The sequence below is a fragment of the Prevotella communis genome (assembly GCF_022024175.1).
Taxonomy (GTDB): Bacteria; Bacteroidota; Bacteroidia; order Bacteroidales; family Bacteroidaceae; genus Prevotella; species Prevotella communis.
In genome coordinates, this window is the sequence record NZ_CP091794.1 from 841374 (window position 1) to 863881 (window position 22508).

24 protein-coding genes and 2 pseudogenes are annotated in these 22508 nt (G+C 49.6%); 24 read left to right on the forward strand and 2 right to left on the reverse strand.

Annotated elements, in window-relative coordinates; all coding sequences use genetic code 11:
• Window positions 1–54: 54 nt before the first annotated feature.
• The 5 genes from L6466_RS03235 to L6466_RS03255 all read left to right on the forward strand — a co-directional run bounded on the left by L6466_RS03235 (window position 55) and on the right by L6466_RS03255 (window position 4897).
• A complete protein-coding gene (locus L6466_RS03235) occupies window positions 55–396 on the forward strand; it encodes a hypothetical protein (RefSeq protein WP_091818885.1) in 342 nt (113 codons plus the stop codon).
• Window positions 397–553: 157 nt separating this feature from the next.
• Window positions 554–913 (forward strand): BlaI/MecI/CopY family transcriptional regulator, encoded by a 360-nt coding sequence (locus tag L6466_RS03240; RefSeq protein WP_091818884.1) that lies wholly within the window; start codon window positions 554–556, stop codon window positions 911–913.
• Between the two features lie 46 nt (window positions 914–959).
• The gene (locus tag L6466_RS03245) at window positions 960–2774 is read left to right on the forward strand and encodes an energy transducer TonB (RefSeq protein WP_237802100.1); all 1815 of its coding nucleotides are present in this window, start codon (window positions 960–962) and stop codon (window positions 2772–2774) included.
• 110 nt (window positions 2775–2884) lie between these two features.
• Window positions 2885–3400 carry a hypothetical protein gene (locus L6466_RS03250; protein WP_237802099.1) on the forward strand — a complete coding sequence of 172 codons (516 nt, stop codon included), beginning with the start codon at window positions 2885–2887 and terminating at the stop codon, window positions 3398–3400.
• 162 nt (window positions 3401–3562) lie between these two features.
• A complete protein-coding gene (locus L6466_RS03255) occupies window positions 3563–4897 on the forward strand; it encodes a uracil-xanthine permease family protein (protein WP_237802098.1) in 1335 nt (444 codons plus the stop codon).
• A 78-nt stretch (window positions 4898–4975) separates the two neighbouring features.
• On the opposite strand, the gene L6466_RS03260 is transcribed toward L6466_RS03255, so the two are convergent.
• Both L6466_RS03260 and L6466_RS03265 read right to left on the reverse strand, forming a co-directional pair.
• Complete coding sequence (locus L6466_RS03260) at window positions 4976–5716, reverse strand: DUF5020 family protein (RefSeq protein ID WP_237802097.1); 741 nt, start codon at window positions 5714–5716, stop codon at window positions 4976–4978.
• A gap of 149 nt (window positions 5717–5865) precedes the next feature.
• Window positions 5866–7179 carry an NCS2 family permease gene (locus L6466_RS03265; RefSeq protein ID WP_237802096.1) on the reverse strand — a complete coding sequence of 438 codons (1314 nt, stop codon included), beginning with the start codon at window positions 7177–7179 and terminating at the stop codon, window positions 5866–5868.
• A 171-nt stretch (window positions 7180–7350) separates the two neighbouring features.
• Between L6466_RS03265 and L6466_RS03270 the strand changes: the two genes are divergently transcribed.
• The 19 genes and pseudogenes from L6466_RS03270 (at window position 7351) to L6466_RS03360 (ending at window position 22505) form a co-directional block, all read left to right on the forward strand.
• The gene (locus L6466_RS03270; RefSeq protein WP_237802095.1) at window positions 7351–9705 is read left to right on the forward strand and encodes a TonB-dependent receptor; all 2355 of its coding nucleotides are present in this window, start codon (window positions 7351–7353) and stop codon (window positions 9703–9705) included.
• A gap of 119 nt (window positions 9706–9824) precedes the next feature.
• Complete coding sequence (locus L6466_RS03275) at window positions 9825–10700, forward strand: alpha/beta fold hydrolase (protein WP_237802094.1); 876 nt, start codon at window positions 9825–9827, stop codon at window positions 10698–10700.
• Between the two features lie 8 nt (window positions 10701–10708).
• Complete coding sequence (locus tag L6466_RS03280; protein ID WP_237802093.1) at window positions 10709–11326, forward strand: CatA-like O-acetyltransferase, family 2; 618 nt, start codon at window positions 10709–10711, stop codon at window positions 11324–11326.
• Between the two features lie 2 nt (window positions 11327–11328).
• Window positions 11329–11844, forward strand: coding sequence for a hypothetical protein (locus tag L6466_RS03285; RefSeq protein ID WP_237802092.1), 516 nt, complete (start codon window positions 11329–11331; stop codon window positions 11842–11844).
• 134 nt (window positions 11845–11978) lie between these two features.
• Window positions 11979–12152: pseudogene (locus L6466_RS03290) on the forward strand (zinc ribbon domain-containing protein); the annotation flags it as partial.
• A 90-nt stretch (window positions 12153–12242) separates the two neighbouring features.
• Entirely contained in the window at window positions 12243–12680 is a 438-nt protein-coding gene (locus tag L6466_RS03295; protein ID WP_237803566.1) for a pyridoxamine 5'-phosphate oxidase family protein, read from the forward strand.
• 6 nt (window positions 12681–12686) lie between these two features.
• On the forward strand, window positions 12687–13208 hold the full coding sequence (locus tag L6466_RS03300) for a GNAT family N-acetyltransferase (protein ID WP_237802091.1): 522 nt from the start codon (window positions 12687–12689) through the stop codon (window positions 13206–13208).
• A 135-nt stretch (window positions 13209–13343) separates the two neighbouring features.
• Complete coding sequence (locus tag L6466_RS03305) at window positions 13344–13838, forward strand: GNAT family N-acetyltransferase (protein WP_237802090.1); 495 nt, start codon at window positions 13344–13346, stop codon at window positions 13836–13838.
• A 1-nt stretch (window position 13839) separates the two neighbouring features.
• Window positions 13840–14451, forward strand: a pseudogene (locus tag L6466_RS03310) (DJ-1/PfpI family protein); the annotation flags it as partial.
• Entirely contained in the window at window positions 14434–14859 is a 426-nt protein-coding gene (locus L6466_RS03315; protein ID WP_237803565.1) for a VOC family protein, read from the forward strand. The pseudogene L6466_RS03310 and the gene L6466_RS03315, both read left to right, overlap by 18 nt.
• A 9-nt stretch (window positions 14860–14868) precedes the next feature.
• Entirely contained in the window at window positions 14869–15252 is a 384-nt protein-coding gene (locus L6466_RS03320) for a hypothetical protein (RefSeq protein ID WP_237802089.1), read from the forward strand.
• A complete protein-coding gene (locus tag L6466_RS03325; RefSeq protein ID WP_237802088.1) occupies window positions 15245–15787 on the forward strand; it encodes a GNAT family N-acetyltransferase in 543 nt (180 codons plus the stop codon). Before L6466_RS03320 ends, L6466_RS03325 begins: the two co-directional genes overlap by 8 nt.
• 87 nt (window positions 15788–15874) lie before the next feature.
• Window positions 15875–16699 (forward strand): MerR family transcriptional regulator, encoded by an 825-nt coding sequence (locus L6466_RS03330; protein WP_091818873.1) that lies wholly within the window; start codon window positions 15875–15877, stop codon window positions 16697–16699.
• Window positions 16700–16844: 145 nt separating this feature from the next.
• On the forward strand, window positions 16845–17333 hold the full coding sequence (locus tag L6466_RS03335; protein ID WP_237802087.1) for a cysteine hydrolase family protein: 489 nt from the start codon (window positions 16845–16847) through the stop codon (window positions 17331–17333).
• The gene (locus L6466_RS03340) at window positions 17330–17902 is read left to right on the forward strand and encodes a flavodoxin family protein (RefSeq protein WP_237802086.1); all 573 of its coding nucleotides are present in this window, start codon (window positions 17330–17332) and stop codon (window positions 17900–17902) included. The genes L6466_RS03335 and L6466_RS03340 overlap by 4 nt, the downstream gene beginning before the upstream one ends.
• 52 nt (window positions 17903–17954) lie before the next feature.
• The gene (locus tag L6466_RS03345) at window positions 17955–18239 is read left to right on the forward strand and encodes a putative quinol monooxygenase (RefSeq protein ID WP_255779797.1); all 285 of its coding nucleotides are present in this window, start codon (window positions 17955–17957) and stop codon (window positions 18237–18239) included.
• Window positions 18232–18942, forward strand: coding sequence for an alpha/beta hydrolase (locus tag L6466_RS03350; protein ID WP_237802084.1), 711 nt, complete (start codon window positions 18232–18234; stop codon window positions 18940–18942). Before L6466_RS03345 ends, L6466_RS03350 begins: the two co-directional genes overlap by 8 nt.
• Window positions 18943–19873: 931 nt before the next feature.
• Window positions 19874–20410, forward strand: a complete 537-nt coding sequence (locus tag L6466_RS03355; protein ID WP_237802083.1) for a flavodoxin family protein — start codon at window positions 19874–19876, stop codon at window positions 20408–20410.
• A 1-nt stretch (window position 20411) separates the two neighbouring features.
• Complete coding sequence (locus L6466_RS03360; protein ID WP_237802082.1) at window positions 20412–22505, forward strand: TonB-dependent receptor plug domain-containing protein; 2094 nt, start codon at window positions 20412–20414, stop codon at window positions 22503–22505.
• Window positions 22506–22508 lie beyond the last annotated feature (3 nt).

The following is a 22508-nucleotide window of genomic DNA, read 5'->3' on the forward strand; positions in this document are numbered from 1 at the left end:
AAATATAATGAGTTTTTTTCTATCTTTGAAGTCCCTTTTCTATAACACCATGATATGAATAACGAAAAAACATACAGACTGGATTGGGACGAGGACGCCAGGGAATTTGTTCGTCGTATCATCAATGCGCAGGACGACTGTGAGCCGTTGCGTATTGTGGAACAACTGGTGGGTATCGTGGTGGACGAGCTGAAGGACCGTCCGTATGATGCCAGCGCTTTTGTCACCGCCCAGCGCATGAAGGTGACGCTCCGCCATCAGGGACGCCCCATCGATGAGCGTATGGTGCGTGTCATGGGCAATCATACCGACCGTGTGGACTATCGTTCTGAGGGTGACGACTGGATTCTCACCATCCGGCGCGATATCCCGCCCCTCATTGCCACGCGCAGATAGCCGCTTTTTTCCCCCTTGATATATCCGTGAGAAATCACGGATTTTTTTTGTCTGGAAATACGTTAATAACTACAAATAAAATCCTAACAAGTATTTAATTATTTGGAGGTTATTACAAAATGTAGTTATATTTGCAGCGTCCTAAAACAATACGCATATGAAGAAGTTGACAGACAAGGAACTGCAAATCATGGAGGTGCTGTGGGAAAACGGCTCGCTTTCTACGCGTGATATCATTCAGCACCTGCCCGATACTACGTCGCATTTCAATACCATTGCCACCTATATCCGCCGGTTGGAGCAGCATGGTATGATCAAGCATCAGGAGCTGAGTCCCCGGTTCTATACCTATCAGGCTGCCGTCTCGCGCGAACAGTATGTCTCTTATATCAACAAGGAGAGCATCACGCGCTTCTTTGACGGGTCCTATATGGATTTCATCTCTCGTCTGGTGAAGCATCACGAGGTGAGCGTCGACGAGCTTAAGGAACTGATCCGGATGGTGGAAGAGGAGTGATGTGAGATGTGTGATGTATGATGTAAGAAGTAAGATGTAAGAAGTTATGGGCGCATTTGTAGTATATATTCTGGAGTGGTCGGCATGTTTGTTGCTGTTTTTGCTGCTGTACAAGATGTGTTTCAGTGGCACCACGTTCCATCGTTTCAACCGCATATACCTGTTGGCCACCACGCTGCTCTCTGCCATCCTGCCCCTGGTGCATATCGCCCCGTCGCAGCAGGTGGAGCCGGTGGCCGAGTCGTGCAGAACCTCTGCGTGGGTGGATGAGTCGCCGCTGACCAGCATCAGTTTCGAGTCGGCACTCGAGGTCACCACCGATGGTCTCACGGCCACGGAGAAAGGAGCCCTGGTACTCCTCGCGGTCTATCTGCTCTATGTGCTGACGCAGGTCGTAGGGTGGGGCAAGGCCTATGCCAGGATGCTGTGGTTCCTGCGCGGCAAGCGTCGCCACCGTCTGGGCCGCTGGATATGGCTGGTAGAGCACGATGGCGAGTACGGACCGTTCAGCTGGATGCACTTTATCGTCATCTCCTCCCATGAAGAGGGATTCGGACGCCGTGCCAGCATCCGCCACGAGCTGTCGCACATCCTGCTGCTCCATCACCTCGACCTTCTCTTTACGATGATATGTGTCATCATCAACCCCGTATGCTGGCTGGTGATGAAAGAGATAAAGATAGTACATGAATATGAAGCCGACGATGAAGTGATCAATCATTACAGGATTCAGAGCCGTGACTATCAGCGATTATTAATCCTGCGGACAGTGGGAGCGGAGGCCTACGCACTCGCCAGTTCGTTTAATCTTAACATTAAAAAACGAATTATTATGATGAAGAAAAAACAATCTAACTGGTGGCGCATGACCTGGATTGCCGTGACGCTCCCTCTGATAGGTGTCTCACTGATGGCTTTCTCAAAACCCAAGGAGGCTTTACAGGAAGCAGTAGACCATAGTGTCAAGGTCATTGAACAGCCCATCGTCGAGGCCATCACCTCTGATGCAGAGGAGACTGAAATCGTCGAGGACCCTGCTCCAGTGAAGGAAGTGAAAGCCGTGAAGGCAGTAGAGGCCGTAAAGGCTGGCGATAAGGTCACCGGCACTGTGAAAGACGAAAAAGGTGCGCTGACAGGAGCTAATGTCGTGGAGATTGATGGCTACGGCCGCATCGTGGGTGTTACCATCAGCGATGCCCACGGCAACTTTACGCTGAAGGTAAAGGACCCCGAGAACAAAATCCGTGTCTCGTTCGTGGGACTGAAGACAAAGACCATTGACATTACCAGCAACAAACTGGAAATAACGATGGAACCCAACACGGTGATCACCCCCATACAGGTGACGGGTGTTAAAGGCAATGTCGACAGTAACGACCCACGCTATAAGGACAATGACATGACTAGTGGTGATGACAACACGTTCAGCTTGGTAGAACAGGCGCCATCGTTCCCTGGCGGACAAGGTGAGATCATGAAGTATCTGAGCACCCACCTGCGTTACCCCGTCGTAGCTCGCGAGATGCAGGTAGAGGCAGAGGTCACTGTGAAGTTTGTTATCGATAAGACCGGTTTTGTGCGCTCACCAAAGGCTGCAGAGGTTAAGGTTTCTTCTCCCATCGCCAAGATGACGGACGTGAGCACCCCTTCCCGTACAGTGAGTGTTGATTTTGCCGAGAATGCAAAAGAAGGTGATGAAGAAGCTGCGGAAAAGGCCAAAGCTTTTTATGATACCGTTGAGGCCCTGAAGGAGGAAGCCGTTTACGTGGTGCGCAACATGCCCCGCTGGGAACCAGGCAGACAGAATGGCAAACGTGTTGAGACTACCTATACTCTGCCTATCACTTTCAAACTGAATTGATACCCCATTCAATATTTTTTCTTATAATTTGTCCCAGAAATTTGCAGGTTTCTGGGACAAATTGTACCTTTGTAGTCGAATAATGCGTCAATACATAGTATTTAACCTAAATGAAAAGAACGAAACAATACCTTGCTGCTCTTATAGCTATCCTGACCTATTACTGCGTCCATGAAGGCGCCCATCTCTTCTATGCCCTTTGGCATGGAGCGCTCAAACAGATTCATATGATGCCCCTGGGCGTGCAGGTGGACATCTATCGCGACCGCCTCACGGATATCCAGTTCGCCCATTTCTGCATGTCGGGTGCTATCGCCACCATCTTTGCCGCCTGGGTACTGACCATCCACAGCACCGTGCTCGTCAAGTGGTTTGGCATCAAGTTGGGCAATTACTCACCGTTTCTCCTCACCTGCAGTCTGTATACCACCATCGCCCTGCTGCTCTGTGATCCCCTCTACCTGTCGGTGCTCCAGCTCTTTATGGGCGACTACGACATGCAAGGCATCCAGATGATGCTGCCCCGATACGTGGTCAGCATCGGCTTCGCTATGCTCGGCATCATGCACCTCATCATCATCGTCCGACTGCTCTGGCCCCGATACAAGGAGGCTTTTGAGGGCTAACCCATGCTTTCCATATACAAACAACGGCTCCCGAAGCACTTACGCCTCAGGAGCCGTATTTTTTTTACTTTCTTTTTGGTTTTAGACTTGGAAATTTTCAATTATATGATTACCTTTGCAGGCAAATTCATACCATAGACGGAAATTTAAAACAATAATCAAATGAATCTAGTAGAGAAAGAGGGCATTACAGATGCCAGGAAACTGGGTATGCCTAAGTATGTGATCCTGGGTGTTCAACACTTGTTTGCCATGTTTGGTGCCACCGTGCTGGTGCCCGTATTGACCGGTCTTTCCGTGTCGTCAACGCTGCTGTTTGCTGGTATCGGCACACTGGTGTTCCATCTTGTCAGCAAGTTGCAAGTGCCTGCCTTCCTGGGGTCTTCGTTTGCCTTTCTGGGCGGCTATATGTCGGTGAAGGCGTTGGGCGTGGAGCAGGGAATGACAGAGACGCTGGCCCTGGACTATGCCTGCATCGGCGTGTTCTTTGCCGGACTGTGTTATTTCGTGATGGCCGGTCTCATCAAGTCGTTTGGCGTTGAGAAGATAATGCGCTTCTTCCCGCCTCTAGTCACGGGACCTATGATTATCGCCATCGGACTGGTGCTATCGGGCAGCGCCATCCAGAACTGTACCACCAACTGGCCGCTGGCTATCGTGGCGTTGGCTACGGTGATTATAGCCAGTGTGTGTGGCAAGGGTATCATCAAGATTATCCCCATTCTGCTGGGTGTGGTGGTGAGCTATCTGACAGCCATAGCGATGGGTGAGGTGGATTTCTCGTCGCTGAGCGAGGCTGCATGGATTGGACTGCCATTCAGCAGAGAGCAGACCGCACTGGCCGTGTTTGACAATCTGGACACCACTTTCTTGATCTCTACGATTATCGCCATCATGCCTATCGCCATTGCCACCATCATGGAGCATATTGGCGATATGTGTGCCATCTCTTCTACCGTGGGCAAGGACTTTCTGAAGCAACCGGGATTGCATCGCACCCTGATGGGCGACGGACTGGCCACAGCCATAGCATCGCTCTTTGGTGCTCCTGCCAATACTACGTATGGTGAGAACACGGGGGTGCTGAACCTCACGAAGGTGTTCGACCCTGCCGTGATTCGTTTGGCTGCCTGCTTCGCCATCCTGCTGTCGTTCTGTCCTAAGTTTTCCTGCTTGATAGGATTGATGCCTGCTGCTACGATAGGTGGCGTGAGTCTGATTCTCTATGGTATGATATCGGCTGTGGGTGTGCGCAACTTGGTGGAAGACAGCGTGGACTTCAACTCATCACGCAACGTGTTTGTGGCAGCCCTGATTCTGGTGATTGCTATCGGCGTAAAATATGGAGCCGATGACAACGTGAACATTGGTCCCATCCATTTCTCAGGTCTAGCTCTTTCTGCTATTGTCGGTGTGACGCTGAATGCTGTTTTGCCAGGCAAATTGGGCATGAAGGTTAAGAGTGTTCATGGTAAGGAGAAAAAAGAACATCAATAATGACTTTTCTTGCAGAATAAATCACGCCTGTCACAGACATGTGGCAGGCGTGATTTATATTGCTTATTGAGCTTGACTTTATAAGTTCCACTTCACAGCGAGGGTGGGGTTGACAAAGAACGTTTTGTCGTTGTAGTAGTTAACGATGAAGTTATTGCTGATTTCAACCTCCGTACCCACAGAGAGGTGTTTGTTCACATTGTACCACAACTGTGGTTCGGTGAGCAGCACCAACATGCCGTGACCTTGCTCGCTGGGAGCGTAGTTGGTGCCCTTCTCGCCACGCCACAGGTCGAGGAAACCAGAGAATGTCAGTTTGTTGTTAAGGAAGTTCAGTCCCCACACACCTGTCAGCTGGAAGCTGGCATACGAGTGTGTGCCCTCATAGCTCTTGAGAAACTGCTTGTAGAGGGCCTGCACAGACCAAGTCTTTGAGTAGTCGGCATTGTGGCCATTGTAGGCAATACCTGCCAGACCAGCCTGCTGGTAACTGCCATTGCCGATGGCGGGTGCGTGCCACAGACCGCCATCGTACTCTACGTGGGCTGCGAAGGGCGACGCCTTGCCCAGGTTTATCTCGCGCGAGATCTCGGTATAGATGCTGCGTGTGGTCTCGTTGGTGAGGTCCACATCAAAGAAATAGTACCATGAACCCCAGTCGTCGGCCTTGAACTGTTCCAGGGTGACGGTGACCTTCTGACGGTCGCCCTCCTCATTGCTGTAGAGGTTGCGTCCGAAGTCGTAGTGCAACTGAATGTTTTGTGCGTTGGCGCTTAGGGCTGCTACAGCCATCAGCGCAATTGAAAAAATCTTTTTCATTGTTTATTATTTTTGTTTGAAATTTTTTTTGGAGTTAAAGGAGTTAAGGAGTTAAAGGAGTTAAAGACAATAGTTTATGTGCAGTGAAGGAAAAGACTGACGTCTTAACTCCTTAACTTCTTTAACTCCTTAACTCCTAAATTCTTAATTTATAAGAACGCATAGCGGCAGATGAAGAGTACGGCCAGCAGAATGGTGCCCCAGTTGATATTGTTGCGCGCGTCTTTGTCCTTCATCTTGAACGACAGCAGGTGAATCAGCACATAACTGATGACACCCATGAGAATACCGTCAGAGATACTGTAGGTCAGCGGCATCAGCACGATGCACACAAAACAGGGGATAGCCGTCACATAGTCAGAGAAATCGACCTTGCGGATGTCGTACATCATCATCACACCTACCAGTACCAGGGCCGATGCTGTGGCCTGACCAGGAATGGCAAGGAACAGTGGGGCGAAGAGCAGGGCAACGGCAAAGCAGAGGGCCGTGACGAGGCTGGTGAGTCCAGAACGGCCACCGGCGTTGACACCCGATGCACTCTCCACATAGGTAGTCACGGTAGAGGTGCCCAGCATAGCACCCACGGTAGTACCTACGGCGTCGGCCATGAAAGCCTTGTTGAGGTTCTTCACATTACCGTCGTCATCAACCATGCCGGCACGGTTGGACACACCGATAAGGGTGCCGATGGTGTCGAACATATCGATGAACAGGAAGGTGAGCACCACGATAATCATATCGACGGTGAAGATATTGTGCCACTCGAACTGCCAGAGGATGGGTTCGATAGAGGGTGGGGTAGACATGATACCATTGTACTGGGTGACGCCCAGGGGGATACCCACGATGGTGGTCACCAGGATGCCGATGAGCAGAGAACCCGTGACATTTTTGACCAGCATGGCGGCAGTAATCAAGATGCCGAAGATGCCCAGCAGAACGGCGGGGTCGTGGAGGTTGCCCATGGTGACAAACGTGGCATCAGAAGATCCCACGATGCCTGCACTCTTCAGACCTACGAAGGCGATGAAGAGACCGATGCCCGGACTGATGGCGCGTCGCAAAATCAGTGGGATGGCATTGACAATGTAGTTGCGCAGACCCGTGATGGTGAGCAGGATGAAGATGAGACCCTCGATGAATACGGCTGTCAGCGCAAACTGCCAGCTGTAGCCCATGGTCAGTACCACGGTGAAGGCGAAGAAGGCATTCAGACCCATGCCTGGAGCCAGTGCGAAGGGCAACTTGGCGTAGAGGGCCATCACGATGGTGCCCACAACGGCAGAGATACAGGTAGTGGTAAACACGGCACCTTTGTCCATGCCGGTAGCAGAGAGGATGTCTGGATTCACGGCCAGGATATAGGCCATTGTCAGAAACGTGGTGATACCACCTATCACTTCCTTGCGGATAGTCATCGTCGTGGCATCAAATCCAAGAAAAGTTAGTAAATTTTTCATCTTGTTTTTTAATGTATAAGATTCGTTGGGCGCAAAATTACAAAATATCATTCAATTATCACCTACAATTCGTCACATTTTCATGCAGTTTATCCCAGATATTTTGCAGAATCTGTAATAAAACCTACTTTTGCAGTGTCAAATCGATAACGATGTAAGAAAAAAAAGAAGATGAAAAGAATGTTTTTAGGAGCAGCCCTGATGATGCTGCTTGGCGCTACGGAGATGATGGCGCAGGTCAGCCAAACCGCTACACAGACCATTCGCGGACATGTATGCGACGTGGCCTCTGGCGAACCAATGATAGGTGTGACGATAACGGTGGAAAACGGAAGCACCCTGGCTACCGTATCTGATACAGACGGAAACTTTGCCATTAATAATGTACCCGTGGGCCGACATGCCGTTCGTGCCACTTTCATAGGCTATGAACCCGTGTTGCTGAAGGAACAGCTGGTATCGTCGGGTAAGGAACTGGTACTCACGCTGAGAATGTGCGAGAATGTCGCCGAACTGGGCGAGGTGGTGGTAAAGCCTCGCGTTAACAAACAGTTGCCGCTGAATGACATGGCGCAGGTAGGCGCTCGCATGTTCAGCGTTGAGGAGGCCAGTCGCTATGCAGGCGGTATGGCCGATCCTGCCCGCACGGCCTCGATGTTTGCCGGCGTGGCCACAGGCGGTGCCACCAATGGCATCTCTATTCATGGTAACTCGCCCCAGATGCTGCAATGGCGCATTGAGGGGGTAGAGGTGCCTAATCCCAACCACTTTGCCGAGATAACCGAGGCTGGCGGCGGTGTGTTTACCTCGCTCAACGGTACGGTACTGGCCAACAGCGACTTCCTCACGGGGGCCATGCCTGCCGAGTATGGCAATGCCCTTTCAGGTGCTTTCGACATGAAGATGCGCGTGGGTAATAATACGAAGTACGAGCACGCCATCCAGGTGGGCACGCTGGGCATTGATTTCGCCTCCGAGGGTCCGTTGGCAAAGGGCTCGAAGGCGTCGTATCTGGTGAACTACCGCTACAGTTTCCTGGAGATAGCCAAGAAACTGCATGCCATCAATATGGAGAAGGAGACGCTGGACTATCAGGACCTGAGTTTCAAGTTGAACATGCCTACCAGGAGTGCCGGCACCTTCGCCCTGTGGTTCACGGGACTGATAGACCGCTATGAGAACGAGGTGCCCGACGTGTCGGAATGGGAGACGCTGTGGGACATGAACGACTCGTGGTCGCGCCAGAAGAACTGTGCCGTGGGGCTCACGCACAACTATCGGTTCCGCACAGGCGGCACGCTCCACTCCAGCGTGGCTTTTACGGGCTCTTATCGCAAACTGGGTGTCAACGACTACACCACGGAGATGAACATGACGCCTGAGATGGCTGGTCGCAACTCGCAGTGGAACGTGATTATCAGCACCCAGCACCAACACAAATTCTCTTCACGATACACCATGCAGAATGGTTTTGAACATCAGCACCTGGATTTCAGCACCTGGATGGACTATATCCACGAGACGGGCGGTCCGCTCTATCGTGTGTATGATTCTGATGGCAATACGGGCCTGACGCGTCTTTACACCAACCACAAGGTGGCACTCAGCAGCCGGTTGTCAACGGTGGCAGGCGTCAACGTGATGTGGTTCAACCTGAACGACCAGTGGCTGGTGGAGCCTCGCGTCAGCATGCAGTACAAGATATCGCCATCGAGCACCTTCTCAGTGGCTTATGCGATGAACAGCCGCAAGGAAACAACGGATACGTATTTCGTACTGATGGATGGTAAGAATCCCAACAAGAACCTCGGTCTGACTCGCTCGCATCATATCTCGGCCTCGTTTGCACAGCGCCTGGGCGAGAACATCATTCTGAAGATTGAGCCCTACTGGCAGTGGCTGTTTGATGTACCCGTAGAGGATGGCACAACTTATTCTATCCTGAATCATCGCAACTTCTTCCAGGACCGTGCCTTGGTCAACGAGGGTGCCGGGCGCAACTATGGTATCGACTTCACGCTGGAGCGCTATCTGAAGGACGGATTCTATGGCATGGTGACGGCCACGCTGTTTAAGGCGGAGTATCGCGACGCGCAGGGCCTGTGGCACCACTCGCGCCATGATCGCCGCTATATCACCAATATCCTTGGTGGTAAGGAGTGGATGATCGGCAAGGCCAAGAAAAACGTCTTCGGCATCAACGGCCGACTGACCATGATGGGTGGCGACCGCTATACGCCCATCCCTGACGGCATCACCTTCGAGGATGTGATGAAGCGTCCAGACAAGTCTGTTCCCATTGACGAGGGCATGGATCCCTACACCAAGCAGAAGGGCATGAACGTGGGCTATGCTTTCTCTGTGAAATACACCATCAACAAGCAGCACACGGCGCATCACATCATCTTGGAATACCTGCAGATGAAGACCTTCCAGGGACAGACCTTCGACCTGAAGACCCACGAGATTGTCGACAAGTTCACCTCGCTGACCTTCCCCAACATCGCCTACCGTGTGGAGTTCTAGGTCGAGGAAAAATGGCGAATATTCCAAGTTATTCGTCACAAAAATGTGCAGATTATCCCAATTGCTTGGTGAAATCGGTAATAAACACTACTTTTGCAGCATCAAAACAAATAAATGCAATGAAAGAAAAAGTATTTTTACTATTCCTGTTGGGCTTGATGCTGACAGGATGTTGTGTGAAACCAGAGAAGCTGGGTGATATCGACTCAGCGTATGCAACGGTCAACGATAGCGTTCGCGTACATTATAAGACTTATGGCGATGGCGACAAGACCATCTGTTTCGTTCATGGCTTCGGCTGCGACCTCAATACTTGGGAGAAGCAGTTCGAGGGACTGAGCGATGACAGTCATCTGCGCCTGTTGTTCATTGACCTGCCTGGCTATGGCGAGAGCAGTAAGCCACATGTGGAGTACACGCTCGAATTCTTTGCCAAGGCCATCAATGCGGTGCTGGACAAGGAAAATGTGGGGGATGTTGTCCTTGTGGGACATAGTCTTGGTACGCCCGTCTGCCGTCAGGTACTGAAGGGTGGCCGACAGGGCAGTCTTGTTGATATCGATGGCGTCTATTGCTTCTACGACGGTACGGAAACGCCTGAATATGTGGAAGCCGTGAAGCAGTTTGGCCATGCTTTCGACGGACCTGAATGTAGTGAGGTTATCACAGGATTCGTCACTTCGCTGGCTGGTCCTGAGACGCCTCAGGGCATCACCGACTATGCCATGAGCGTGATGCCTAAGACGCCGCAGTATGTGGCATCGAGCACCATGCGCAACCTGGTGGAGCGCCAGTGGTGGTCACAAAAGCCTATCCAGGTGAAGACGATGGTCGTCTGCACGCAGAACAGCGGTCTCGATCCTGACAATCGTCAGAAGATGGAACGGCTGTATCCCCATCTCGACTACACCGAACTGACCACATGCGGTCATTTTATCCACATGGAGCAGGCTGAGATGTTCAACGGGAAACTGAAATCATTTATTAAAGAGTAAAGACATAAATGAAACAGGAAATCAATCCCAAGGATACTAACAGGGCCATCGCCTTCGAGCTGTGGACAAAGTCGCCTATGCCGATGGTGACGTTCACCAAGACCTTCGATGTGACGCGGCTACGTAAGGTGAGTAGGAAACGTAGCATGAAGTTCAATATGCTGCTGTGCTGGTGCATCGGCAAGGCTGCATCACAGATTGAGGAGTTCTATATGTTGCCTAAGGATGGGAAACTATATAAATATGACCGCATGGCCATCAACGTGATAGCAGATAACGTCAAGGGCGGACTCAGCTTCTGCGACGTGGCCGTCAACGACGATCTGGAACAGTTTAATGCCAACTACATGCATCTTACGGAGACCATCAGCCGGACCTGTCAGGACATCCTCGACGATGAAGCCGTTATCGTGGGCACGTCGGCCGTCACAGGCACGGAGTTCGACAGCATCGTCAACCAGTACAGCGGAATCTTCAACAATCCCTTCCTGGCTTGGGGCCGCTATCGCAAAGGCTGGCTGAAGACCACGCTCCCCATCTCCTTCCAGTTTCACCATGCCCAGATGGACGGCAAGCACGCCGCCCGGTTCCTGGAAGAACTGCAACGAATCATTAATTCGATATGACCATGACGAGCGAGAGACTGAGACAGACGTTTTCCGAGGGCGGAGCGCAGGAGATATACCAAGATGTAAAGGCTACTGGTGATTTCCTGGGCTTTGCTCAGCGATATGCGTTCGATTCGGACTATCGCGTGACGAGGAGTGCCCTGTGGGGACTGATCAAAGCCACGAACGAAGAACTGTCGGCATTGCAGGTCATTCAAAATGAACTGATAGACCAGGCTATGCATACGGAGAACTCTTCCGTGAGGCGACTGACGCTGAACATCATCGAGCGATTGAAGATGGACGAAGACAATCTAAGGACAGACTTCCTCGACTTCTGTTTCGAACACATGGTCAGCATCGAGGAATTCCCTGGCATCCAGACGCTCTGCATGAAACTCGCCTTTCGCATGTGCAGCTTCTATCCGGAACTGATGGACGAACTGAAGCGTACCCTCGAAGCGTTGGAGATTGACTATTACAAGCCCGCCGTAAAATGTCTGCACAAGAGGATTCTCAGCGGTAAGTTCCGATAGTATTTACCATCCGTCACAAATCCGTGCAGTTTATCCCAGATCTTTGGTTATTTCGTCATATATCTATACTTTTGCAGCATCGAAACGTATAAAACGATAATAATATGAAACAGAAATTTTGCCAGAGCTGCGGAATGCCGCTCACGGAAGATGTCCTCGGTACGAATGCCGATGGAAGTAAGAATGAAGATTACTGCATGTACTGCTACAAGGATGGCCAGTTCCTGCAGGATTGTTCGATGGAAGAGATGATTGAGCATTGTGCTCAGTTTGTGAATGCTGTTAATGAGGGGTTGGAAAAACCTATTACTAAAGAGGAGTACATCGGCATGATGAAAACGTATTTCCCTCAGCTGAAGCGTTGGCGCCAAACGCTGGATGTGAATAACGATGAAACGATGAATGCTAATCCCGCTTTAGCCGGTGTTAAAGAACTCATTGCAAAGATGGCCGACAAACTGCCCATCGCTTATATCTCGTCAGTAGACCAAGAAGGTTTTCCTTGGACCAAGGCCATGCTGAAACCACGTAAACGCGAGGGCATCAAAACCTTCTACTTCACCACCAACACATTCTCAATACGTGTGGCTCAATACAAGGCCAACCCCAAGGCAAGCATTTATTTCTGTGATGCCAAAGGCTTTAAAGGCATGATGCTCAGAGGTACGATGGAGGTGCTGACGGATGCTAAGAGCAAGGAGATGATCTGGCGCGATGGCGACACAGAGTATTATCCTGGCGGCGTCACCGACCCTAACTACTGCGTCTTGAAGTTCACCGCCACCGATGGTCGTTTCTACAGCGATTTCTATCCACGTAGTTTCGTAATTGAGTAATAGATTATGAGATTAGAATTAGCAACACAAAACGACTTCGAGACCATCATCGCTTTCTATGATGATGTAACGGAGCGTACGCCAGAGATGGGCACTTACGCTCGCTGGCAAAAAGGCAAGCACCCAACGGAAGAAGGCATCAGTGCCTATATCAACGAGGGTAGCATGTACATTTACCGTGAGCAAGGTGTCATCGTCGGCGCGATGGCAGTGACGATGTATCAGGGTGAGGATTATCACGCCATCGACTGGTCGCGGCAAGTAGCCGATGAAGAGGTGGCTGTGATTCATATCCTTGCCGTAAGCCCCGACGCACAGGGCAAAGGTATTGGTTCGGAGATGATTCGCGAGGCTATCCGTATGGCAAAGAGTAAAGGCATGCAGGCCATCCGTCTCGATGCCCTCGCCTCAAACACACCCGCCCACAAAATCTACGAGCGTCTCGGCTTTGAGTATCGTGGCAAGCAGCACCTCTACGCTGAGAACACCGGCTGGACAGACTTCTATTTCTTTGAACTTAAACAATGATAAAGATTAGTTCGTTTAACGAATAAATATACGAAATATGCAAGATTTTGTGACACCCCCGAAGCACGTTAACTTCCCCCACTCCTGCTGAAACAATACCGACAGCGTGACTAAAATGATTGGGATTACAGTGATATGATGACACTTCGACCATTCAATATCAACGATGCTCCGACCATTCTGAGTTGGTGCAAAGATCAGCATGCCTTCCGGCTTTGGAGTGCTGACAGGTATAAAGAATTCCCAGCTCAGCCTGAGGAGATGATAGAGCAGTATAAGGGAGAAAATATGTATCCGCTCACTGCTATTGTGGGGGAGGAAATCATTGGGCATATCCTATTGAGATTTCCCTCAGAGGATAAAAGCGTTATTCGTTTTGGCTTTGTTATTGTGGACGATTCGAAACGTGGCAAAGGCTATGGCAAACAGATGCTGCAGTTGGCCATCCTGAAGGCGAAACAAGATTTTGGTGCTCAGAAGATTACCTTAGGGGTGTTCGACAATAACCCGTCGGCCATTCATTGTTACGAGTCGGTAGGATTCGTTATGACAGGAACAGATGTTTATCAGATAGATGGTGAAGAATGGAGTGGAAAAGAAATGGAATTGGTAATAAAAAACAAGTTGTAAAATGATGAAAGAAATATTGTACATATTGCTGGATAATTATGCCGAGCACGAGATAGGTTTTCTGCCAGGTGCAGTGAGCACCGATGCCATAGGCTTTCGCAAGGAACCTAAGTATATTAACAAGATGGTAGCCCCAACGATGGAGCCTGTAAAATCGCAAGGCGGCATGCGAACCCTGCCCGACTATTCGTTCGAAACCATGCCTGCCGATTATGCTGCCTTGGTACTGATAGGTGGTTTCGGTTGGATGAATCCCGAAGCTGAGCGCGTGTTGCCCATTGTTAAGGATGCGCTGAGCAAAGGTGTTGTTGTGGGGGCTATCTGTAATGCCGCTTCGTGGATGGCCAAACAGGGATTGCTGAACAACATCAAACATACAGGAAATGGTATCAACCAACTGAAATTGTGGGGTGGCAACAACTATACCAACGAGGCCGGTTATGTGAACGAGCAGGCTGTAACAGATGGTCGTATCGTTACAGCCAATGGTTCGGGATATCTTGAGTTTACACGCGAGTTGCTGAAACTGCTTGAGAACGATACGCCAGAAATGATTAATGGCTGGTACACGTTTATGAGCGACGGACTGGTAAAGTTGTACTCGCCACGTCCTCGATTCAAATTCAACACCATTGGCCTTTTTACCAGTAATAATAAGGCTACTGTTGATTTCTATACAAAAGCTTTTGGTTTCACCACCGACTGGGATGGCATTCAGCCAAACGTGGAGATGATGCTGGGCGACATGCGTATCATCCTCTATCCTCGTAGTGATTTCGAGCAGATGGTGTCTTACAAATTCCAATATCCTATGGGGCTCAACGGCACTGTTGAATTAGCATTCGATGTTCCTTCGTATGCCGATGTTGACAAGGAATATCAGCATGCACTCCGCCATGGAGCGATATCTGTTCTTCCTCCCACCACAGAGCCTTGGGGCCAGCGCACATGCTATGTGGCCGACCTTGATGGAAACCTGATAGAGATTGGCTCGTTTACAATCGAGCAGAATAATCATTGATTAGAGATAATGAAGTCTATCCGTATTTTTGCGATGGCGCTTGCAACAATGGGTGTCATCCATATCGTAGCTACTTTTACTCCATTAATTAATGGTGGTTTGGAGTTGCTAAGTCCGGCCAAGCAGCAGGCTATGATTTATATGAGCCTAATGTGTGGCATGCTACTAATAGTGTGCGGCTTGCTTATAGCAATGCTACATAAGAAAGTAAAAGAACATCCGTTTCTACGTAGGCCATATATGTTGATATATGGTGCACTGAGCGTTGATGGCATAGCGGCTGTCGCTTTCATGCCTCATAACCCGTTTGCGTGGCTGGTGTTTATACTTATTTGTTGTTTGGCTATTTCCCAAAAAGCATGGGAAGAGAAAACGATAATATCAAATGAATAGAATTACAATGGAAACAAATCGTATCATATTGCGCCCTTGGCGCGAATCGGATGCGGAGACACTGTATAAATGGGCTTCTGATCCTGATGTGGGGCCTCGTGCAGGATGGCCACCTCATCAGAATGTGGAGGAGAGTCTGGAGATTATTCGCACTGTATTTAATGACGTGCTGCACACATGGGCTATCGTTCTAAAAGAGACTGACGAGCCTATTGGCGCTATGGGGTACGGCCCGTCGTGCGAGTGCGATCTGCCGGCCCGCGAGGGTGAACCGCTCATTGGTTATTGGGTGGCCAAGCCCTATTGGAATAAAGGCATCTGTACAGAGGCGCTGCGCCTGATGTTAGACCACATCCGAGAATCGACAGACATCAAATCGCTCATTAGCGGCCACTTCGTAGATAATCCAGCTTCTGGTAGAGTAATGGAAAAGTGTGGTTTCGTTCCCACAGGCGAAACCTGCATTGATGCGAACCAGTATCAGGGCGCGAATCGGCCTATCAGAGTTTTGAGATTGGAACTGTTCAAGTGTTAAATCCGTGTTAAAATATTCATTTCTCTTGACTCGTCCCTAAGGGCATAGCTTAATTTTGCAGTCGCTTAGCAAATACATCGCGCGATTATGAATTTTAAAAAGAAATTAAAAATCGGAGAGTTCTCACAGTTGATGCAGGTAACAGTTAAAACTCTGCGTCATTATGAACTGAAGGGACTACTTGTGCCTGACGAGGTGGACGAGTGGACGGGCTATCGCTATTACAGCATCGACCAGATGCAACGGCTAAAAACTATACGCGACCTGCAACGTCTCGGTTTCTCGCTGGATGAGATTAAGGACCTGTGCGATTCATATTCTCACACTCCTACCATCCGCCAGCTTACTGAGAAGATAAAGGAAACAGAGGCTGAGCTGAAACTGCTGATTGCCCGTCGTAATCAACTGCTCGACTGGAAGAACGCTCGCAAAGAAATGAAGACAATGGAAAAGATTAGTATTCAATCTCTGCCCGAAATCATCGTGGCAAGTCATCGTGAAGTAATTCCTAATTACGCCGCTATCGGCCCTATGTGTGTCGAGAAGATTGGACCCGAAATGCAGCGTTTGGGTTGTAAGTGTCCACCGCCAGGTTACTGCTTCACCGTGGAGCATAACAAGGAGTACACACCGACGGACATCGATATCGAGTATTGCGAACAGGTGGAGGAGATGGGCCAAGACAGCGCCATCATCAAGTTTAAACGTTTGCCTGCTGTACCCAAGGCCCTCTGCATGAAGCACGTTGGTCCTTACGAACGCTTCTATGAGTCGTTTACCGAAGCCTTCCGCTACATAGAGGAGCAAGGGTACAAAGTAGTTGGCCAGCATCGCACCTGTTATATTGATGGTGCCTGGAATCAGGAAGACCCGGAGAAATGGCTATCGGTGATTCAGATTCCGATAGAGTAGAAATCATTTTTGCCGCCCCATTTGTTATGGGGCGGCAATTCAGATGAGTTATGGCTTAGGTTATGCTAACTTAATACGTCAAATCAAGAAGTTTCGACATTGAGTAATCGTAATTTTATAATTGAAAACAAAAAAGAATAATAAGATGAATAATAAAGCACTTGTCGTTATCGACATTCAGAATGATATCACCAAACACTATCGTGACATTATCGATAACATCAATGCCGCTATTGAATGGGCTGTGGCTGAGGGTATGCAGGTTGTGTATATCAAGCATAATAACATCACGGCTGCTACGCGAACGTTCAAGCCAGGTAGCAAGGGCGAAGAACTGGTTCCTGAGATGAAGGTCGTGTCAGACAATATCTTCGTAAAGACGAAAAGCAACGCCCTTACAAGCGAGGCGTTTTCTGCTTTCATCGCTGCGAACGGCATCAATGAGTTCTACGTAGCTGGCGCGGATGCTACAGGCTGCGTGAAATCGACGTGTTTCAATATGACCAAGGCAGGCTTCACGGTGCATGTCCTCTCAGACTGCGTCACCAGTTATGACCTGAAAAAGCTCCCAGAGATGCTCGCCTATTACGAAAGCAAAGGCTGCGAGGTGAAGAAACTTGTAGAATACAAATGAATATCCTAATCATTAACGGAAGTCCTCGTAAGAAGGGACTGATATCGCAGATGCTCGGCATCATGCGCGAGGAAGCGGAAAAACGAGACGATACGGTGGAGATGGTCTATACCAACGACCTGACCGTGAAGCCCTGTATCGGCTGTATGGCCTGTCGAACGAAGGAGAAATGCGTACTCGCTGAGGACGATTCGCAGCGGGTACTGCAGATGATGCAGCAGGCCGATGCCATCATCATGGGTGCGCCCTGCTACTGGGGCAACATCCCAGGACAGATGAAGCTGATGTTCGACCGTCAGGTCTATGGCATGATGCGCGACACCCCACGCTTTCCAGAGCCGCTGATGAAAGGCAAGAAGTGTATCCTCATCAGCACCTGCACCACGCCTTGGCCTTGGAACATCCTGTTCAAGCAGTCGCGCGGCGCCATCCGCGCCATGCGTGAAATCGCCCACTATGCGGGATTTAAGATTGTAAGCACTATCGAGCGCGGCGGCACAGCAATGCATCCTGAACTCACAGACAAAGACAAACAAAAATGCCGCAAGGCAATTGAAAGACTTAGTTAAAATGAAAGTATTAGTCATTGAAACATAGGGGACATTAAATTGGAATATAATTATGGTAAGAGTTAATAGTATGTTTAATGTAAAGGATGAGGCTGATGCCCAGCTGGTAAAGCAGATGGCACGGCAACTTATTGAGCAATCGCGTTTAGAAGAGGGCAACCTCTCTTACGACCTTTTCCAGGGTAGTGCTCCAACATGCCTGTTGTTTTGCGAGACTTGGCTTGATAATGATGCCTTTAAGGCTCATGTCGCCAGCCAGCACTACACCACCATTATGCCAAGAATCAAGCAGCTCATCGTTGGCAATAAAGATCTTAAGATATTTGAGTATGAATAATTCAAAAATAGACACAATAGAAATACAAAGCAAGGTACTTGGGAAAGCGATGGCAATGATGGTCTATGTGCCTGCTGACTTTACGGAGGGGTTGCCTACGCTTTATTTTATGCACGGGCGTAGTGGCGACGAGTCTATTATTCATGCTTTGGATATACAAACCGTTGCAGACAGAATGATTGCAGACGGCAGGATGAAACCAATGCTAATTGTCTGCCCAAGGATGGAAGATGCGCTAGGATTAGGTGCTTTCGAAGATTATTTCTTTAACGAGGTGATGCCAATTGTAGAGAAACGATACAAAACGAGTGTACGTTGCATTGGAGGGGTTTCGGCTGGAGGCTTCATTGCCTTGAACTACGCTTTCCGCCATCCTTATTTATTTGAGCGAGTAGGCGGTCACATGCCTGCCATCGAAGACGTATTGGATGATGACGACCTGCATTATTTCGGAACCAGTGAGCAATGGAAAGCAAATAATCCGCTTTTCCTGGTTCAGAAGTGTACTTTGCCTTCAACTATGGAGATTTATCTTGACGCAGGAAGTGAGGACGAAGGTGGATTTTATCGAGGATGTGCGCAACTGGCAGAAAGATTGGCAGCCCGTGGCGCTCAGGTTCAGAATCATTTAAACGAAGGACATCATACCATTGATTATATCAAAGCCCATTTGGAGGAATATCTTATGTTTTATGCTAAATAAAAGTAGATTATGAGTAATGCTGGAACAATAAAAGACAATAAACACTATATGAATGAAATGATTGCATGCTATAGAGAAGAAGCCATCGAATGTGTAAAAGATCATGTTCTCCAGATACATAAGCAAATATATGCCAAGTATAATGGGGATTTTGACAGGATCTATACGGAAGGGTACAACAGCAAGTCCTATACGGGTAGGGTGATTGAGCCAGGAAAGATTTATGAACTGAGTTATCTGGAATGTACGTGCCCTAAAGTAAAATGTGGGCTGAGAAACCATCCGCAGCAATGTGAGTGCTCACGACAGAGCATCCTATATATCTTGTCGCAACTTGAACCAGATAGCCATTTCGAGGTTCGGATTGAGAATACGATTCTCAAGGGAAGCGACCGTTGTACTTTCAGAATAACAAAGCTTTGAACGAGGCGTTCGAGTTAGGACAATGGAAACTGGTTACATGGTTACAGCTGTAACCATGTAACCAGTTTTGTTGTTTTGACTATTATGCGTTATTGTAAGCAGCTAAATATCAGTATAATATGACATTTTTGTAGTTGTTCTTTTTACCTCTGCGGTTACATGGTTACAGTTGTAACCGTAACCGCTTTTGCTGTCGGATATTAGGCCTCGCAGGGGAAACATTATGGTTCGCAGGGAGAAAGCCTAAGGGTAACAGGGAGAAAAACGGCACCTTTCTATCGTTGGCCTATACCCAAATGATTGTGTGCCTATACGCAAACTACCGTTCGTCTATACTCAAATTGAAACGCATTTCAAAACGATGAACAATGTATACTCGCTTCATTACGCCATTAGTTATCTCAATATCCGTCCATTCGTCACAAATTCGTGCTGTTTATCCCAAATGTTTGGTAATCCCCGTAACAATATGTAATTTTGCAGCGTCAAACAGAAAAATGTTTTGAATATGAATATACTGATTCTCTCAGGAAGCCCCCGGAAGGGCGGCAATACGGATTTGCTGGTTGAGGCATTCGTCAAAGGTGCCTCGCAGAAGCACCATGTAGAGGTTGTCTCTGTTCACGATTACAAGGTCAATCCCTGCATGGGGTGCAACGCCTGTTTCAAGAGCAAAGATAATACTTGTGTGCAGAAGGACGATATGCAGACTATCTACGATAAGATGGCTCATGCCGATATGCTCGTGATAGCATCGCCTGTGTATTTCTACGGACTGAGTGCACAGCTGAAGGCCGTCATCGACCGCTGTCATAATCCCATCAGGGATACGTTCCCCATCAAGAAGATGGCGCTGCTGCTTGTTGGTGCCGCCACGCTTCCCGAACTCTTTGACAGCATCCTCGCGCAATACCAGCTCTGCCTGAACTTCTTCAAGCTGGAGGATGCCGGTCGCGTGTTGGTTCGTGGCGCTAAGGATAAAGGCGACATTAAAAATACCGATGCCTTGAACGAGGCATTTGAATTAGGAAAATCATTACAATAAGATGAAAAAGGTAAGAAAGTTGGTTTTTAGGATAGCAGCTGCGGCGGTGACCGTGGCACCACTTCCCTGCATGGGCCAGGAAGAGCCCGATATAGCGCGAGAGAAGACGCTGCAGGAAGTGACCGTTACCTCACGTTCGGCGCAGAAACGCGTGGACGAGGTACAGATTGGCGTGGAGAAAGTGGAGATAGCCACGCTGGCCAAGGTGCCCCAGCTCTTTGGCGAAAAAGATATCATCAAAAGTCTGCAACTGTTGCCCGGCGTGAAGAGCGAGAGCGAAGGCTCGGGCGGTTATCAGGTACGCGGCGGTACGGCTGCCCAGAACCTGATACTCCTTGATGGTGCCACGGTCTATAATGCCGGTCATCTGATGGGCCTCTTCTCTACGTTCAACGATGACGCCCTGATGAGTGGCGCATTATATAAAGGTATGGTGCCGGCACAGTTTGGCGGCGGCTCTTCATCCGTCTTCGACATCAGCACGCGCTCGGGCGACATGCACGACTATCATTTTGGCGGCACCATCGGTCTTTTGTCGGCAAAGGTGATGGCCGAGGGCCCCATGCAGGATGGCAAGTCGTCATTCCTCGTCTCTGGCCGACGCTCGTATCTGGACCTGTTTCTGAAGGCTACAGACAAGTACAAGAACAACACACTGCATTTCTATGATGCCAACGTGCGCCTGAATTTCCACCTGACGCAGAAAGATGTGCTGGCACTCTCGTTCTTCCACGGTTTCGACAATATGGGACTGGAGGATATGATGTACATGAAATGGGGTAATACGGCCGCTGCGGCCAACTGGCTGCATACGTTCTGCGACCAGCATTATGCCAATACCCGCCTGATATACAGCGACTTCAGCAGTAATATCGGTATGAACGTGATGAGCATGGACTATACGTCGAAGGGCTTTATCCGTCATGCCACGCTGAACCATCAGCAGACGTGGATGCCCAGCGACCGCCATCACGTGAACTACGGACTGGAGGCTACCTACCTGCAGGTGAAGTCGGCCGAATGGGATATGGTGCTGCTCCACGAGTGCGAGAAGCGTAATGCCCTGACGGGAGCCCTGTGGATTGGCGACGACTGGAAAATCAGTCCAGCCCTGCAGTTGCAGGCGGGTGCCCGTCTGCACCTCTTCTCGGCCCTGGGTGGCGCGCCTTACTATCAGATTGATGCCGACGGCAACATCACCGAAACCACCAACCCTGGCAGCACGCATATCGTGAAGACCTATGCCGACATAGAGCCGCGCCTCAGCGCCAAGATCAGTCTTAATGACCAGCATAACCTGAAGATAGGCTACAGTCGCACGTCGCAGGATGTGCATGCCCTGAACAACGGGTCGATGTCGATGCCGTTCAGTCGCTACCTCATGTCGAGTAATATCGTGAAGCCCGAGCAGGCCGACCAGGTGTCGTTGGGTTGGACGGGTGTGACCAGGGATGGCGCTTACGACTTCTCGGCCGAGACCTATTATAAGACCATACGCAATGTCTATGACTATCGCGACGGCAAGATGTTTTATTCGGAGATAGAGGTGGAGCGACTCATCCTGGGCGGTAAGGGACGCGCCTACGGACTGGAGCTCTGTGCCCATAAGAACAATGGTCCTTTGACGGGATGGATATCCTACACGCTGGCGTGGTCGGAAAACAAGATTGAGGGTATCAACGGCGGACGCTGGTACACGGCGTCCAACGACCGTCGCCACGACCTCTCCATCGTGGGTATGTACCAGCTGTCGCCTGCGTGGGACCTGGCTGCTACCTGGCATTACAACACGGGTCAGGCCCTGAGCGCCCCGTCGGCTAAGTATGATATGGATGGCTCTACGTTCTTCTCCTATAGCGAGCGCAACGGCTATCGCGCGCCTGCCTGCCACCGCCTGGACCTCAGCGCCAGCTACACCCGTAAGCACGGTAAGGCGACCCATATCTGGTCGTTTGGCATTTATAATGCCTACAACCGCTATAACCCATACGTTATCCGCTTTTCTAACGACGACAGGAAAGCTTCTGGCACCAAGGTAGAGCAGACGTCGCTCTTTGGCATCGTCCCCTCTGTGTCGTTCACCCTAAAATATTAAGAG